The sequence below is a fragment of the Paenibacillus sp. P36 genome (assembly GCF_045866505.1).
GTDB lineage: Bacteria > Bacillota > Bacilli > Paenibacillales > NBRC-103111 > Paenibacillus_E > Paenibacillus_E chondroitinus.
Genome location: NZ_AP038372.1, coordinates 5,835,065 through 5,851,961 on the forward strand (window position 1 = coordinate 5,835,065; position 16,897 = coordinate 5,851,961).

Annotated in this window: 9 protein-coding genes; all 9 read right to left on the reverse strand. The window is 46.9% G+C overall.

All coding sequences use genetic code 11. From position 1 onward, the window contains the following. Window positions 1-186 precede the first annotated feature (186 nt). The gene (locus tag ACKTT9_RS26290) at window positions 187-738 is read right to left on the reverse strand and encodes a GNAT family N-acetyltransferase (RefSeq protein ID WP_407868216.1); all 552 of its coding nucleotides are present in this window, start codon (window positions 736-738) and stop codon (window positions 187-189) included. A gap of 18 nt (window positions 739-756) precedes the next feature. Further along, window positions 757-2,649 carry a substrate-binding domain-containing protein gene (locus tag ACKTT9_RS26295; protein WP_407868217.1) on the reverse strand — a complete coding sequence of 631 codons (1,893 nt, stop codon included), beginning with the start codon at window positions 2,647-2,649 and terminating at the stop codon, window positions 757-759. Between the two features lies 1 nt (window position 2,650). After that, the gene (locus ACKTT9_RS26300) at window positions 2,651-3,856 is read right to left on the reverse strand and encodes a response regulator (RefSeq protein WP_407868218.1); all 1,206 of its coding nucleotides are present in this window, start codon (window positions 3,854-3,856) and stop codon (window positions 2,651-2,653) included. Window positions 3,857-3,866: 10 nt separating this feature from the next. Beyond that, on the reverse strand, window positions 3,867-5,651 hold the full coding sequence (locus ACKTT9_RS26305) for a sensor histidine kinase (protein ID WP_407868219.1): 1,785 nt from the start codon (window positions 5,649-5,651) through the stop codon (window positions 3,867-3,869). Between the two features lie 37 nt (window positions 5,652-5,688). Next, complete coding sequence (gene yjfF, locus ACKTT9_RS26310) at window positions 5,689-6,717, reverse strand: galactofuranose ABC transporter, permease protein YjfF (RefSeq protein WP_407868220.1); 1,029 nt, start codon at window positions 6,715-6,717, stop codon at window positions 5,689-5,691. Further along, a complete protein-coding gene (locus ACKTT9_RS26315) occupies window positions 6,701-7,741 on the reverse strand; it encodes an ABC transporter permease (protein ID WP_407868221.1) in 1,041 nt (346 codons plus the stop codon). Before ACKTT9_RS26315 ends, yjfF begins: the two co-directional genes overlap by 17 nt. Further along, window positions 7,713-9,248, reverse strand: coding sequence for a sugar ABC transporter ATP-binding protein (locus tag ACKTT9_RS26320; protein WP_407868222.1), 1,536 nt, complete (start codon window positions 9,246-9,248; stop codon window positions 7,713-7,715). The genes ACKTT9_RS26315 and ACKTT9_RS26320 overlap by 29 nt, the downstream gene beginning before the upstream one ends. Window positions 9,249-9,333: 85 nt before the next feature. Next, window positions 9,334-10,365: an ABC transporter substrate-binding protein gene (locus tag ACKTT9_RS26325; RefSeq protein ID WP_407868223.1), complete on the reverse strand. Its 1,032-nt coding sequence runs from the start codon at window positions 10,363-10,365 to the stop codon at window positions 9,334-9,336. Window positions 10,366-11,016: 651 nt separating this feature from the next. After that, complete coding sequence (locus ACKTT9_RS26330) at window positions 11,017-16,695, reverse strand: family 43 glycosylhydrolase (RefSeq protein ID WP_407868224.1); 5,679 nt, start codon at window positions 16,693-16,695, stop codon at window positions 11,017-11,019. Between the last annotated feature and the right edge of the window lie 202 nt (window positions 16,696-16,897).

Consider the following 16,897-nt stretch of genomic DNA (forward strand, 5'->3'; position numbering starts at 1 on the left):
TTGTCCTCGATTACGCAGTTTTCAGGTGAAATCCGCAAAATAGAGGATCGTAGTTCCCCTCACCTGTGAAAAATGTGCATTAGCGGAGAAATAGCGGACGCTAGTTCCCTGGAATCCCCCCACCACATAAAACAACGAAAAAACCTAGCGAAAATCGCTAGGTCCTTTAGTCCCTTTGCCAACGTGTTATTTCATCAAATTCTCATACTCGCCCTTCGTCAAGCCAAACAGGCATTCATCAAAGTGCTGCCCCTTCGTGAAAATCATATTCCGCAGCCTGCCTTCCTGGACGAACCCAAGCCTCTCATGCAGCGCCACGGAGCCTTCATTAAAGGCATACACATGCGCCGTAACTTTCTGATAGCGCAGCTCTTCGAAATAATACCGCAGCAGTATTTTTATTGCATCCGAAGCGTATCCCTTACGCCAATGCTCACGAAAGACGGCTACGCCGTATTTGAAAGTGCCATGCCGCCGATCGCAGCTGCTAGTGCTCATGCTCCCAACCAGCTCGCCATCCAATGTTTCAATGGCAAGCATGATGTTATCGCTGACCGGAACATTCGCTGCCTGGTTCGCTGCCCAAGCTTTCGTTCCTTCTTCCGATCTAGGAAAATAGATGACGTCACAGTGCCTCGCACCTTCCGAATCCAAATCATTCAGATGGAATTTCTCCCAATCCGAAGCCAGAACGGGGCGTAACTGGACTTTTTTACCTGACCATATATAGTTTTGCATAAGCCACTCCGTCATCTATCAATATTTTCGTGTAGAAACATCCCGTTTAGCCGTTTCCTGAGAGAAAATACTTTCCGCTGTAATAATATTCACCGGAATTTCCTTGCCTGCGACGAGATCTTTAGCCGCTTTGATAATTTGTGGCCCCAGCAAGGGGTTGCACTCCACGGACATGTTCAGCTTCCCGGCAAGCATAGCTTGAAAGGCAAGCTTCGTTGCATCCACGGAAATGACAATGATGTCTTTGCCTGGCTTCAAGCCCGTCTGTTCAATCGCTTTAATCGCGCCAAGCGCCATATCATCATTATGTGCGAAAACAACTTGCGGTACTTTCCCCTCTTGAAGCACTTTCCTCATTAACTGCTGACCGCTTTCCGTTGTGAAATCCCCGACTTCCGAAGCGATCACACGAAATCCGTCATGCTGAGTGAGCACCTCTTCAAAGCCTTGTCTACGCTCAATGGCAGGTGCGGACCCTGCAGTTCCTTGGAGTTCTACAATTTGGGTTTCCCCGAACACAGGCTTGTGCTCCACAAGCCATCTGGCTGCTCGCCGTCCCTCTTCAACAAAGTCCGAACCAATGAACGTCGTCCATAAGGAGTCATCCTCCAGCTTCACTTTGCGATCCGTCAAAATGACCGGTATGCCAGCAACCTTGGCTTCCGCCAAGACATCATCCCAGCCGGACTCCACAATCGGCGTGAAGGCAATTACGTCCACCCTTTGCTGAATAAAACTCCGAATAATCTCGATTTGCTTGTCTTGGCTGCCCTCGGCATTTTGCATCATAAGGTCGATGCCGAGATCTTGAGCCGCCGCATTCTTAATAGATTCGGTGTTGGCTGCCCGCCAGCTGCTTTCAGAGCCTACAACCGCTACGCCTAACTTCATTTTTTTCGGGTTCACACTCATACGTGAAGCCATCTGTTTCAAACTAGGGTCACTGGCTGCCCCTAGCTCTCTGGTATTTTTTTGCGTGATAACATGGCTTGGCAAAATAATCTTTTTAGGAATAACCTTCTCACGGTTCAGGATATCGAGTGCGTATTGAATCGATTCTCTGCCCCCTGTTGGACTAGTAACCGTCCCGCTAAGAACACCTTGTTTGACTAAATCAAATCCTCCATTTACCGTGTCCAATCCATCAATACCGATAATTTGCACATTGCTCAAACCTAAAGCATCAATCGCGCGATATGCGCCTAACGCCATGGCATCACTATGCGCAAATACGAGCTTGATTCCGGGAGAGCTTGGTAAAATACGCTTCAACTCGTCTTCCGTTCGATCCCGCTGCCAGTCTCCGACAATGACTTTATCCACCTGAATCGATGGTGATTGCGACAAATAATCTCGAAACCCACGGCTCGTTTCTTCAACGGACCTGGAACTGACGGCTCCTTTGATCTCCACAACATCGGCTGGAGCGCCACCCAGTAAGTCAGCAGCTAACTTACCCGATTTTTTGCCAATCGACAGATTATCCGACCCGATAAAAAGCGAATAATCATAGCCGGTAACGCCTCGCCCAAGGACAATCACAGGAATGTCCTTATAGACCTCCGTCACGATCGGCGTCAGTTTCTCTGAGTCATTCAGCGAAATAATAAGCAGATCGATGCCGTACTTCATCAGCTTCTGGACATCGTGAACCTGCTTCTCACTATTTTCAGCAGCATCGGTAAAAATAAGCTTAACGTTCTTGTGCTTTTCGGCTTCTTTCCGTATTTCATTGTTCATCAGCAGCTGCCGGGGTTCATTCAAGTTCGGTTGGCTAATGCCAATTAAAAAATCAGGTTCATCTTTTACTGCTTTAAGGTGCAAGAGGCTCGCGACGAGCATGACCACAACCAGGCCAATCAAGCTAAAAGTAAGCAGCCAAATGTAACCTTTTTTTGAGGGAACCTTCATCCTAGTAGTCTCCACGCTTTCTATATTCCAGTGGCGAAACGCCTGTCATTTTTTTGAAAGTATGGCTGAAATAATGCTGCGATTGGTAGCCGACTTTTTTCGCAATTTCATACATTTTGGAAGTCGGATCATTCAAATATTGAATGGCTTTTTTGATCCGAATATCGGTAAGACAATCTACAAATGATTTGCCCAAATCTCTTTTTAACAATTTGCTCAAGTACGTGGCATTGACATTCATCTGTTCGGCCACTTCGGACAAGGACAAGTCTTCTTTATAATAGTAGGTTTCCAAATATTTCTTCGTCATCATAACAATAGGAGTCAAAGCGCTTTCACGAATCAGTTCCTGATTCATCTCTTCATAATGCTTTGGCACTTGTTCAAGCTGTTCAACAACCGAATGCGTAAGCAGCATGCTGACTCCCAAATAGGTCATGACTACACGTTCAAACTCTTGATATATGGCTCGTATACTGTTAAGATCTGAAATTTGTGTAAGTGCAGCTATTCGGCCCTTTTCAGCACTAAAAACCGTGGAGATCGGCAGCTGCGGAAGCATTTCGCTTAAAATATTTTTGATGGCAAATTCAAGCAATGCCGGGTCCCAAATTTTACTCGGGGCATTCGCTGTCACTTTGCCGAGCGGCTTTAGAAGCAGCATGCTGATTTTCCCGTGGAACTGCGGTTGAAAAAACAGCCATTCTTCCTCAAACTGCTCCTTCGTTAGCTTCCCGGTAATCCATTTGCTGAAAAATTCTTCCCGCATCGTTTCCGCATTGAACTCCAATTTATGGTTCATCCATTGCGTATGCTTTTGCTCCACTCTATCTTTCATCAGCACTTCGAGCGCTTTGTTGACGGCTGAGCTAAGCTCCGTTTTTTGCACAGGTTTTAGCAAATAATCAAAGGCATTGAGACGGACAGCTTGCTGGGCGTAAGCAAATTCATCATGGCCTGAAATGACGATCACCAGGCAATTCGGATTTTGATCATGCAATTTTTCGATCAATTCAAGGCCGTTCATGAAGGGCATATTGATATCCACAAACATCAGATCAGGACAAGCTGAAGCCGCGATTTCCAGCGCTTCTTTGCCGTTTTCAGCTTCTGCAACAACCTCAATGCCCATATCAGCCCATGGAAGCGTTTTACATAAACCGTTTCGAATGCGTGGTTCATCGTCTGCTATCATAAGTTTCCACATATTCGTCACCTCATCCTGTCTTTTTCACTGCTTGCACCATTGGATGCTTGATTTCGACTGTTGTACCTTTGCCAAGGGCACTATAGATCTGAATCCCGTAAGCGGTACCATAAGTGAGCTGAATACGCTCATTCACATTGAACAAGCCAATTCCGTACTGATCCTCGCGCATTTTCTCCCCACGTAAAATTTGATTGATTTCCTCCAGCTTCTCCGGAGGTATGCCAGCTCCATCATCTGTGATTCGAAAACAAATCAGATCCGACTCCAGCTCAGCGCAAATGCTGATCTTCCCCTTACCTGTTCTTGCCTTGATGCCATGATAAATTGCGTTTTCAATTAAAGGCTGCAATATCAGTTTAAGAACCTGATAGCTGTACAAATGTTCCGGAATATCGAATTTAAAATCTAATTTATCCATATAGCGGGACATTTGAATAATCATATAGCTCTCGGCGTGTTTAACCTCATCCCGTACCGGAATCCACTCGTTTCCGCGATTCAAGCCAATTCGGAATAGATTCGTAAGCGCACCGATCACTTCAATAATATCGTCGGCTTCATATTCTTGCGCCATCCATTGGATGGTATCCAGCGTGTTATATAGGAAATGCGGTTTGATCTGGGCTTGAAGGACTTGCAGCTCAGCTTCCCGCTTTTTTTTCTGCTCCGCATAAACCACATTAATTAAATTGTTGATTTCTTCCAGCATATGATTAAAACTGTTGCCCAGTTGTCCAATCTCATCTTTGGTTTCGGAGACGAAACGTTGATTGAGTTCACCGTTCTTCACATGACTCATCAAACTCATCAGCTTGCGGATGGGACGGATCAATGTACCGGTAAAATAAGCGGACAACAAAGACGCTAAAACAATCGTTATGAAGGTAACGATGAGTGTGTATAGCTGAATATCAGTGATAACTCTCTGGTAATCGTCATTCGGAATAACCCCAATGAATCTCCACTTATTCGTTGCGGAATCATTGAACAAAATGCGATAATCGTGCCCTTTAATCTGCTGCGTTAAACTTCCTTGTGAACCGTCCGGCAGCCATTTGCTCTGAATGCGGTACACAATATCATTCGTTGGTGCATACACAATATTGCCTTTGTGATCCAGGATGTACATGAATCCGGATTTGCCGAGCTTCACATTTTCAAAGATGGATTTAATCATATCCATTCTTAAATCCATAAGAACGACCCCCAGCACTTCTTCCGTTTGGGGATCCACTACTGCGTGTACGAGCGATAATACATCGTAGGAGCTGTAATTTTGGGACGTCGAAACGTTACGCCCTATTGGATTACTAATGATCATCGTATCATTAGGTGCTTTCAGCGCATCCTGAAACCAGCTTTCCTCGACCAATGAATCGCGTGTAATGCGAAACATATCATGCGATGTAAATGACCCACTTTTATTAACTAACATAATGCCCATGATTTCTTTGTTGCGCTCTGTGTACATGGTCAATGTCTTATCAATTCGTGCAACTTCATCTTTAGAAGGTTCTTGCCCCTTCATTTGCATAAATTTCTCGACTTCTGGATCCTGGCTTATGTAATGTTGAACATCTTTCAGATGCTCGATATAGTAATCCACATTGCTTTCTACCTGATGAATCATTTGCAGCGTACTTTGATCTGCCTGATTCTCAGAGTAACTGCTGTATGTTCGAATGCCCCAAAAGCTGAGCGTAAGGATAGAAATAAGAATAATTAAGAGAAAGATGCAGTTTAGCTTAAAACGTATGCTGCGATCGTGCCACCAACGAAGATATGCTCTCACTGCGATCCTCCTCTTAATTGATCTGGTTCTTATAATATCACAACTGAACTACGTTTTGGACGGTACTTTTCGTTTTTTTCGGGTTATGCGGATTCCGCTTTCTTTCCCTTCTCGATACGATGGCCCGCTGCAGGGCGATGAAGGCAAACAAGAGAAAACCGATCACGATTTTCGTCCACCAGGAGCTTAAAGAGCCTTGAAACATAATCATCGTTTGAATAACGCCAGCGCTCAAAACACCAAGCATTGGACCTACGAAATAACCAAATCCGCCCGTTAAAAGGATGCCCCCAATGACACAAGCCGCAATTGCGTCCATCTCGCCTCCCATTAAATGAAGGCCATAACCGGACAGCATGTAGAATGTAAATACGATTCCGCTTAATGCCGAGCAAAATCCGCTAAGCGTATACACCGCTAATTTGGTCACATACACAGGAAGACCCATTAATTCTGCAGATTTCTCATTCCCGCCAATCGCATAAACATTTCGGCCAAACGCCGTATATCTTGAAACATAAACGGCTGCAGCGACAGTGACTAACGCGACAACAACCCCGATGGAGATGGACCCGTCTCCTGGCAAAGGAATTCTGAAGTTGGAAATGGCGCTGTAAATGGGATTATCAATCACAATACTCTCAGGACTGATCAAAAAGCACGTGCCACGTGCCAAAAACATGCCGCCGAGCGTGACAATCCACGGATGAATATGGAAGCGGCAAATCAGATAACCTTGCAATAATCCAAATATAGTGCCTAGCAGCAACACGCTTGGCATAACAACAAATGGATGAATGCCCGCTCTTAGCATAACGGCGGAAAGCACACTGACCAAAGCAATCAATGACGCAACGGAAAGATCGATACCGCCTGTTACAATGACAAAAGCAAGGCCCGTCGCAACAATAATCAGAAACGCGTTATCCACGAACAAATTCAAAAAGACTTGCATGGAGAAAAAGCTGTCAAACATCGCGGAGCCTGTTCCATATAGCGAAACGAACAATAGAATCGTGGCAAGAATGGTGATGTTGGAGGATGTAATTTTAAGCGGCATTTTCATGAACAAGCACCTTCTTTCCCGTTTTTCGGCTAAACGTACGACTGAACATACTTCTTAATACGTCAGATTGGACTAAGCTGACAAGAATAATAACGACAGCTTTGACAACCATAACAGACTCCGATGGCACGCCTAACGTGTAAATGGTCGTCGTTAAGGTTTGGATGAATAGAGCGCCTAACACCGTGCCGCCTAAGTAGAAACGTCCGCCTCGCATGGAGGTGCCGCCGATAACAACGGCCAGGATCGCGTCGAGCTCGAACCATAACCCGGCATTGTTAGAGTCTGCGCCTGTAATATTGGAGCTGACAATAATGCCGGCAAGGGCTGCGCAAAAGCCGCAAATTACATAAACAGACATCATAATGCGTGTAGAATTGATGCCGGCAAATTCACTGGAAACGCGGTTGGAACCAACTGATTCCAGGAATAAGCCAAAGGCCGTTTTCCGTGTAATGACATGTAAAACAACAAAAACAACAACAGCCAAAATGACGGCAAAAGGCAGTCCGAGCAAATAGCCTCCTCCTACAAAGCGGTAGGCTTTATCGGAGATCGTAATGATTTTCCCGCCGGAGATCAGCTGTGCGATGCCTCGACCTACGGTTAACAAGATCAGTGTGGCGATCATCGGTTGAATTTTCAACTTCGCTACGAGTAAGCCATTCCAGTACCCGCACAGTACGCCGATTCCCAAACCTGCCAATAAGGCTAAAGCGAACGGAACATGTTTCTGCAACAGAAATGCCGCCAAGGAAGCGGCAATCGCCAGCACGGAACCTACCGAGATATCGATTCCTTCTTTGGCAATAACCAGCGTCATGCCCAGCGCTATGATAAGGATGGGTGTTCCTCTGTTTAAAATATCAATCAAACTTCCAAATAAGTGCCCGTCTTGTATCCGAATGTTGAAAAATCCAGGAGTAAACAGGGCATTAAATAGCAAAATTACCGCGATCCCTAGTGAGGGCCAAAACAATTTGGAGCGAATCGCATTATGAAACATGCTCTTTAGCGGCGTCATTTTTATACCCTCCCTCTGCAATCATCTGCATAATTCGTTGTTCACCGATTTCGTTCCCGTTCAACTCACCAATGATCTGGCGATCGCGCAAGACCAGAATGCGGTCACAGCAGCCAACCATCTCTTCCCATTCCGATGTGATCATCAAAATGGTCATTCCCTCCGCTGCAAGCGATAAAATTAGTTTGCGAATTTCCGCTTTGGAGCCTACGTCAATACCGCGAGTCGGCTCATCTAAAATGAGGAGCTTCGGTTCTGTCGCTAACCATCTCGCCAATATCGCCTTCTGCTGATTGCCTCCGCTAAGCTGATCAATTCTTTGCTCCATGCTGGAAGCCTTGATGCTAAGCAGCTTCATATAATACTCTGCGATTTCTTGCTGCTTGCGAAGCGATAAATTATGCAGGATTCCGCGTTTGGCTTGCAGCGCGAGCACAATATTTTCCCGAACCGTCAATTCTCCAATAATGCCTTCAACCTTACGTTCTTCCGGACAAAATGCTAAACCGTATTCGATCGCTTTCTTAGGAAACATGGTGCGGATCTTCTCATTATCGATTGTCATGGCACCTTCATCCGCCTTATCGATGCCAAAAATCAACTTTGCGATTTCCGTACGCCCTGATCCGAGCAAACCTGCAAGTCCTAAAACCTCTCCTTTGCGAACCGTTATATCAAATGGCTCCATGGAACCTCGACGTCCTAATTGTTTGGCTGACACCCACACCTCGCCTTTTTTCATTCCGACAATCTTGCTTTGCTGTTCTTCATCCGTCCATTCACGGCCAATCATCTTGGAGATCAGGTTAATTCTTGGCAATTCCTCCGTTAAGTACTCGCCTACCAATTCGCCGTTTCTCAGCACCGTAATGCGATCGGATACCTCATAGACTTGATCCATGAAGTGAGTAACGAAGACGATCGCCATCCCCTCGTCCTTCAGTTTCCTCATAATTCGGAAGAGTTCCTTGACCTCCTGCTGATCCAGACTGGACGTCGGTTCATCCAGAATAAGCAGGCCGGAAGAAATATCGACCGCTCGCGCGATCGCCACCATCTGCTGAATCGCTACGGAGAACTCGGAAAGCGGCTTCGTTACGTCGAGCTGGATGCTCAATCGCTCCAGCAGTTCCTCCGCCTTATGATTCAGTGCGTGCCAATCGATGCTTCCTCCGCGTTTTCGTGGTTGACGGCCGATGAACAAATTCTCCGCAACGGATAAATTCGGGCATAGATTCACTTCTTGGTAAACCGTGCTGATGCCTAAGGTCTGCGCATCCTTTGGAGACTTGATGTGCACTTGTTGACCGTTCAAGGTAACGATGCCTTGATCCATCTCATGCACACCTGTCAAAACTTTAATCAAGGTGGATTTCCCTGCGCCATTCTGTCCCATCAAAGCATGAATTTCTCCTCTTTTAAGCTGAAAATCCACATTCGTTAAAGCTTTGACACCAGGGAAAAATTTGCTAACGCCAGTCATCGTTAATACGGGTTGCTGCTGCATTCCTCTCCACTCCTTTATTCATTCTTGGATGAACGAAATCAAGAGCTCCGATTGACTCTTGATTTCGTTTAATTCTCTATTTATCTTAGTACTTACGGTTTGGCAGAGCGTCGATAGCTTTTTGGCCTGTGAACACATCTTCATTGGATTTAATCCATTTCGGAAGCTGTTTTCCTGCTTTCAGGTCTTTTGCCGCTTGGAACAATTGAGGTCCGAGAAGTGGGTTACACTCAACAACCGTGTTCAGCTTGCCGGCTTTAACAGCTTCGAAAGCTTCTTTAATACCGTCAATGGAAACGATTTTCACGTCTGAACCTGGTTTTTTACCAGCTTCTTCAATCGCTTGAATTGCACCTAGTGCCATGTCATCGTTATGAGCGTATACGCCTTGAATATCTTTACCTTCAGGGGATTTCAAGATCGCTTCCATGACTTGTTTACCTGTTGCACGGTTGAAATCACCGCTTTGCGATTTTACGATTTTAATGTTCGGGTGATTTTTCATCTCATCGTCAAAACCTTTTTTACGGTCGGTTGCTGCGCTCGCGCCAACAGTTCCTTCCAGCTCAACGATGTTCCCTTTGTCTCCAAGGTGCTCAGCCATTGCTTTGGCCGCGTTTTGGCCTTCTACGATAAAGTCGGATCCGATAAAGCTTGTGTATAGATCTTCATTCTTTTTGTCGATGCCACGGTCAACGAGGATAACTGGAATTTTTGCATCCTTCGCTTCTTTCAGAACAGCTTCCCAGCCTGTCTCTACTACAGGGGCCATAGCGATAACATCAACCTTTTGGGCGATAAAAGAGCGAATGGCTTTAATTTGGTTTTCTTGTTTTTGCTGCGCATCAGAGAACTTCAAATCGATCGTAGGATCAGCCTTGGCTGTATCTTGAATGGATTGCGTTTCCGCACCGCGCCAGCCGCTCTCCGCTCCGATTTGGGAGAAACCAACGGTAACTTTGCCATCTCCTGCTTTAGCTGCCTCTGCCGCCTTCGTAGCTTGAGGCGCTGTTGTAGCGGAAGTCGTTTCTGTTGTTTTCGCCCCGCAGCCTGCGACCAATGACATTAATACCGTTGCTGTTACAAGTGCCCCCATGACTCTTTTTCTTTGTACCATTTGTGTTCCTCCTCGAAATAATTATTTACAACCTTAGTGTAATATTTAACCAGGTAAAGGTCTTTACACGTAAAAGTCATTTTTTGCTTTATTCCGTCATAGTGGATGAAATTCAAAAGAAAGAGTGCGACTGCCAGGCAGCATCCGAAGCTGGCGGATTGAACCGGGGGAATGACGGGCAGTACCGGATCGCCACAACAAGCGGACTACAGTTACTAAACACTTTCCCCGGCCTCCCTTCTCCCGACAAACGGAACTACAGTTCCACACCACTTCGCCCGGCCCCCTCCTCCTGACAAACAGAACTACAGTTCCCCAACACTTCGCCCGGCCTCCCTTCTCCTGACATACGGAACTACAGTTCCACACCACTTCGCCCGGCCCCTCCTCCTGACATATGGAACTACAGGGCGTTATTCCGGTTAAAATAGGCGGATTTAGCGCTGGGGGGGGAACTACAGGGCTCTATTTGCTCGATGGAGCCAGCAATTCAACCAATTAGGACAAAATAGTGTACCGTAGTTCCCACTACCTCATCAATTGGCTGTACTTAGTCCAAATAGAGGACCATAGTTCCCTACACGCTGCCAAGCCCCCTCTTCCCGCCAACAAATACAAAAAGTCCGGCCAATTGAATGGCCGGACAGTTGTTTATTGCATGATTGCTCTCGCAACAATGACAAGATCTGCGATATCCACTTTGTTATCCATGTTGACGTCTGCTTTCTTCCCTACCGTTTCCCAATCCGCATCGCCTTGCTTCTTGCCATACGCTGCCGCAACGATCGCTAAATCGCCCACGCTAAAGCCTCCCGAATTAAGGTCGGTATTAATCTTCTTCGCTTCAAAGGCCGAAACTGCCTCTGCCAGCATGTTAATGGCCGCAATGAGCTGTTCCTCTGTTGAAGCACCATTGCCTGCAACAAGCACTGCTTGATCAATGGCTGCTTGCAAGGCCGCTTTGGCGCCTACCGCATAGAAGCCATCTTGATCAGCTTCAACGGCTTGATCATGCTTCGTTTGAGCCGAAGCGATCGCTGCCAAGAGAGCAGCTTTGTTCCCTGTTGGATTTGCTGCCTCCTTAAGCTCAAGAATAAGCCTGTCGACTTCAGCAAAGTTCGTTTTTTTAGTCAACTTAATCGTGTTCAATCCTTGATTCAACGTTACCGTTATGGAAGACGGATTGTAACGTCCCCAGCCGAATTGTTTGTAATCAATCACTTGATTAGCGCCATTGTTGACAGAAACATCGTGCTGGGAAATGACCGTGCCACCCGTTCCGTTAGAAGCCATAACCGTCATGGTGTACGTACCCGCTTCTTCTACGTTGACGTTAAATAAGATATAGTCGCTGCCAGCCGTGTCCACATAACCGACTACTTTGCCGCCGGAAGCGTCGTCCGAGCTGTTGACTTTTGCATTTCCGCCAAGAACAGCGTCCTCTGCCTCATAGCTGTACAGGGAGACGGACGGCGTGCCGGATGGTTCTTGAACCAACGCGCCATATGCCACCGGTGTGCCAAAGTTTGGCGTGCCATCCTGGTTCCAGGTGAATTTTTGCGCACGTACGCTACGATTGCCCCAGCTTCCGCCAGATTTCAGATCAGCGTGGTACACGATCCAATCCTCCGTACCATCCGGGGACTTGGTGAAACTGTTATGTCCCGGACCGAAGGCCCCCGGAGTTTTGCTGAATACAGGACCCGACTTCGTCCAAGAAGAAGGATTCAGCACATCGCCATCCGTATTCGTCAACATGCCTAACGTATAATCATCCGTCCAACTGCCGCTTGCCGAATAAACGATAAAAATTTTATCATCTTTCATCAAAATTTCCGGAGCTTCATTAATACTAGGCGGCGTGCCTTTCAGCTCCCAAGCTTGATCAGGCGTAGACACCCGAACTCTAGGTCCGCTAATTGTCCAAGGATTGCTCATTGGAGCGATGTATAAATTTTGACTTACATTCGTGTCGCCTTCCCAGCCAGACCATACGAAGTACATGGAGTTGTCGCTTTTCGTTAGGACCGTGCCGTCAATAGCCCATTTGTCTGTGGCATCTGCAATCTTTCCTTTCATTGTATAAGTCCCTTGCGCGTCTTGCGAATCGCCTTCGATCACATACATTCGGTGATTATTATTGTTGCCATCATCCGCTGCGACATAGATGTACCATTTGCCATTCAAATACTGAATTTCAGGCGCCCATAGTTCCTTCGAATACATTTGTCCGGCAGGAGGTGTATAGACCGTTACGCGAAGTTCAATTCCGATATCCTGCAAGCGTTTGGCTTTCGCCACCTGAATTGAACCGTCATTCTCCGATTTGACATAATAGTAGTAGCCATCCTTAAATACAACGCTCGGATCCGCCGAACCCGCACCGCTGGAGACAGGTACGATCGGGTTTTTAAACGTACCGCTATCCGTAACCGTCACCACGGCTGAAGCGCTCACGCCTCCCGCTGCCGTAACCGTAATGGTCGCTGTTCCTTTGTTAATCCCTTTCACGTATCCGTTGTTGTCAACTCTCACCGTACCTGTGTGGCTGGAGCTCCACGTCAACTGTTGGCTAGAAGCATCTTCAGGCGCAATCGTAGCTGTCAGTTTTTTCGTTTCGTCGACCTTTACAGTTAACGTTGCCGCATCCAAGGTAACTGACTGCACACTTTTGCCTGAATAAACAGGTGTTAAGGCTTGTTTAATCAAATTCGCGTGCGACCATTTCACATGTAAGCTTGCGTCGCCCGTTGCATGCACATACTCGACTTTAATCGGGTACTGTTGGCCGGCTGTTAAGGTAATCGTACCGGTTTTTTCTTCTCTTGTACCGCTTGTTTTATTAACGACCAGCGTCTCGCCAATCCACACTCTAGCGATGTTGTCGCTATCAACATAGATCGTGTGAGTTCCTGTATTCGCAGGCTGCACGGTCCCCATCCATCGAGTTGAGAAATGGTCTTCGCCAATGCCGACACTTGGATCGGAAGCTCCTGTTCCCTTCTCATCCCCAAGGTCGAAATCAATTTTTGGCGTGATGGAAGATTTGGCTAACGATGTAAATTGATCATCTTTGTAATAGTTCACATTGAATAGTGGCAGCGTGTCAAAAGCAGCGCCTGTCAACGCTTTAATATCATTGACATCCCACGGATGTCCATCCGGATACGCGATTCCATGGAAAGGCATCGTCGGCTCCGAAGTCATCGGATTCGTGTCGGATCCCCAAGGGAAACGTGTGTTATCCCGGCCAATACCAAACTCCCACATGACGTAGCCAATGCCTTTATTCCCATAGTGTTCCACGATGCCCGGAACGGTTTGTGTCGATCGGTTCATGGCTTCGTCCGCAAGAATTCCCTTGCTGACCCCGTAAGGAGTCGGATAGTCCGCCTCATAGGGATGCCAAGTAATGAAGTCCGAAGTAGCTTCACCGCTAAATTGACCGGCTGTTGAAGAAACCGGGTGTACGGTATCAATTTCTTTGATCCAAATCCGCGCATCGTTCATAATTTGCTTCGTGATTTGATCCATAAGACCGGTCTCGCCATTGCTTGGTTCATTATAAATGTTCCAGAAAGCAATTCTCGGATCGTTTTTATGCGCTGTTACGATGCCTTGTACGTACTCCTTCAAATCTTGCTTGTTAGCCTCATAGTTCGCTTTCACCGCATCTCCCGGGCCTTCTACCCAACGGCTGTTATGCGCACCGTATCTAGGTGCCAACTGAGGCCCCATGACCGGATAGTCATCCCAACAATCGTCGAAGAAAGCAAGCTCGACCTTAATGCCGTGTTTGTCGGCAAGGGCCAAGAAATCTTCCAGATTGGCAAGCAGCTTGGCGCTGTTATCTTTCCACAACAAATTATGCACGAAAACCCGCACAAAATTGATGCCATACATTTGCGCATATCCTAATTCACGATCGTTGATGTCATGATCGTACTCATTCCATTGTTGAATCTGGTTCACCACATTCGTTGGCACGAAAACTGCGCCTTTTACCCAAGACCAGTCATAGGTCGGCATTTGAACCTCGCCCAAGTCTTTGACAAATAGATTGTCATAGCTGGTTGCAACAAAGTGCGCTCTGACACCGATAGCTCCCGTCGTATAGGAGGTATCTACCGCACTTACGATATGCTCACCATCGATATAAATATCGATATGGCTGCCTACTGCCGTCACCTTCATATGATAGGCTCTATTTTGCTGGATCGGATATAAAATGGAGGCAAGTTCTTTCCAGTTGTTGTTGAATTTGCCCAATTGAACACGGCCATTAGAAGTGATTCCTGCATAATAGCCTTTCAAATTATCTCCGCCATTGCTAGGATCCGTAACACGGAAGATTAAACCGGCATTATCGTTATTTACGCCGTCTTTCATTGTGATATCTGCTTCGTATTCAAAGTTGCTGAACGAAGTGCCATCCGCTACGGATTTGTATCCAGGACCTTTATCCGTTATTTGATAGGCTTTGCCGGATACATTCCATGTGCCTTGGTACGTCTTCCAGCCGTTCGCATTGTCGTCGTTGAAATCATCCGAGAAAGTACGGCTGACTAACGTAAACGTAGCGCTTTGCACCGCTGAATCGAGCATGCCGCTTTTGGTCGCGTAAGCTTTCACCGTCGTAGTTGCCGTCAAAGTGATAGGTCCACTGTAAACAGGCGATGCAGCTGTAGGGAAACTGCCGTCTAAAGTGAAGTGGATATCGGCATCTGCGGTCGAGCTCGTCAATGTGACGATTTGCGTATTAGGGAACGTACCCGATGCTGGACTGATGACCGGTGCTGCAACTGGCAGCACAACCGTCGTCAAGCGCTGCAAAGAGACATTGTCGTAGGTAACCGCTTTATCATCGTTCCAAGCTCTCAGCCCAACAGTACCTGATGCGTACGTTGCGTCTGTAAAATCAAATGCAAGCTTATCATTCACATAGATGTAAAAATACGTCCCAACACCAATCACTTTCAGATGATTGTAGGCATTCGGGTTGACACCGCTCACAACCGTTGACGCGATTTCCGTCCAGGTGCCAGACGCACCCGCTGTGCTCATTTTGCCGACTTGAAGCTTTCCAGCAGCGTTCATACCAGCGTAGTATGCATTAACTTTATCTACGCCGTCAGCCGGCGCCGTCGCCCGGAAAATGACTCCGCTATTATTAGCTATCGCATCCTGCGGATTCACATCCACTTCAAACACAAAATTTTGATAAACCGCATCCACGACTGACTTTGCACCTCTTGGATTCACAGCCATATAGCTGTAAACACCTTGTGTTACTGACCAGGATGTCGGAGTACCAACTGCCGCCCCCATATAATTCGTCCAGCCGTCTGCAACGCCATCGCTGAAATCATCCGCGAAAACTTGCTCGCTCTGCGCAATGATATACGAGGCTGTCACCACATCCGAGACCATTTCCCCTGCTTTTTCAGCATAGGCTTTAAGGATCGTATCCGATGTTATCCCAATCGGTGACGTGTAGATGGGAGAAGCCGCATTCGGCAGTGTGCCGTCAAGCGTGTACCGAATCGTCGCCCCGTCTGTCGCCGAAGTCATGGCAACTTGCTGTGCACTGTCGTAAACCCCGGACGTTACGCTGAACTCAGGCGCAAACGTCGCTGCAGCGCTATATTCTTTGGCTTCAAGATTATCGAAGGTCGCCCCACCCCACCATGTTCGAAGGCCAATCGAACCGGAGGATGTAATCTGCTTGCCGTCGTTATCGATAAAATCAATCTTAGGGGTATTCATATCCTCAACGAAGATCTGAATGTGATTGCCTACCGCGACGACTTTCATATGACCGCTCGCATAAGGATACGGTACTTTCTGCAATTCCTTATATTCATTGCCACCCGCCCCGGTTACCCTCGAAAGCATAAGGGTCTTGTCCACACGCAGAGCTGCGAAGTAACCATTATACCCATCCGGCACGTTACCTGTTGGCGTTGTGACCCGGAACAAAAGCCCCGATTGATCATCATTGATCCCAGAAACTTGAAGATCCGCTTCATAGACCAGATCTTTAAAATTTGTGCTTTCATACACCGTCTTTAAGCCAGGTGCGCCAGTCGATTTATACTGCTTGGCTGCATTAACCGTCCAAGTCCCTCTGTTCCCGGCATCCGCCGACCCATAGGTTGTCCAGCCATCTGCATTGCCATCGCTGAAATCCTCTCGAAATACAGGCAATGGATCTCCTGCCGCCGCCGAAACCGAGGCAACAGGCAAATACGTGACTGCCATGCATAAGAGCAGCATATACGCCCATACTTGTCGAATCTGTTTGTGTTGAAAAGCAAATACTCTGTTCAAACCAAATCCTCCCCCTTAAATCACCTATGTAACCATGCTGTGGTTATCTTAATCATGAAGGATACAGCACTTTTTGTATTTAGATTATTTGGTTTTCCTTTATACTTTTCAGACAAGAATCCGATTCAGCGCAGACCATTCATCCGTTTAAAAGAAAGACGCTCCGCACAGATCCACCTCGTGATCCGTCCGGAACGTCCCC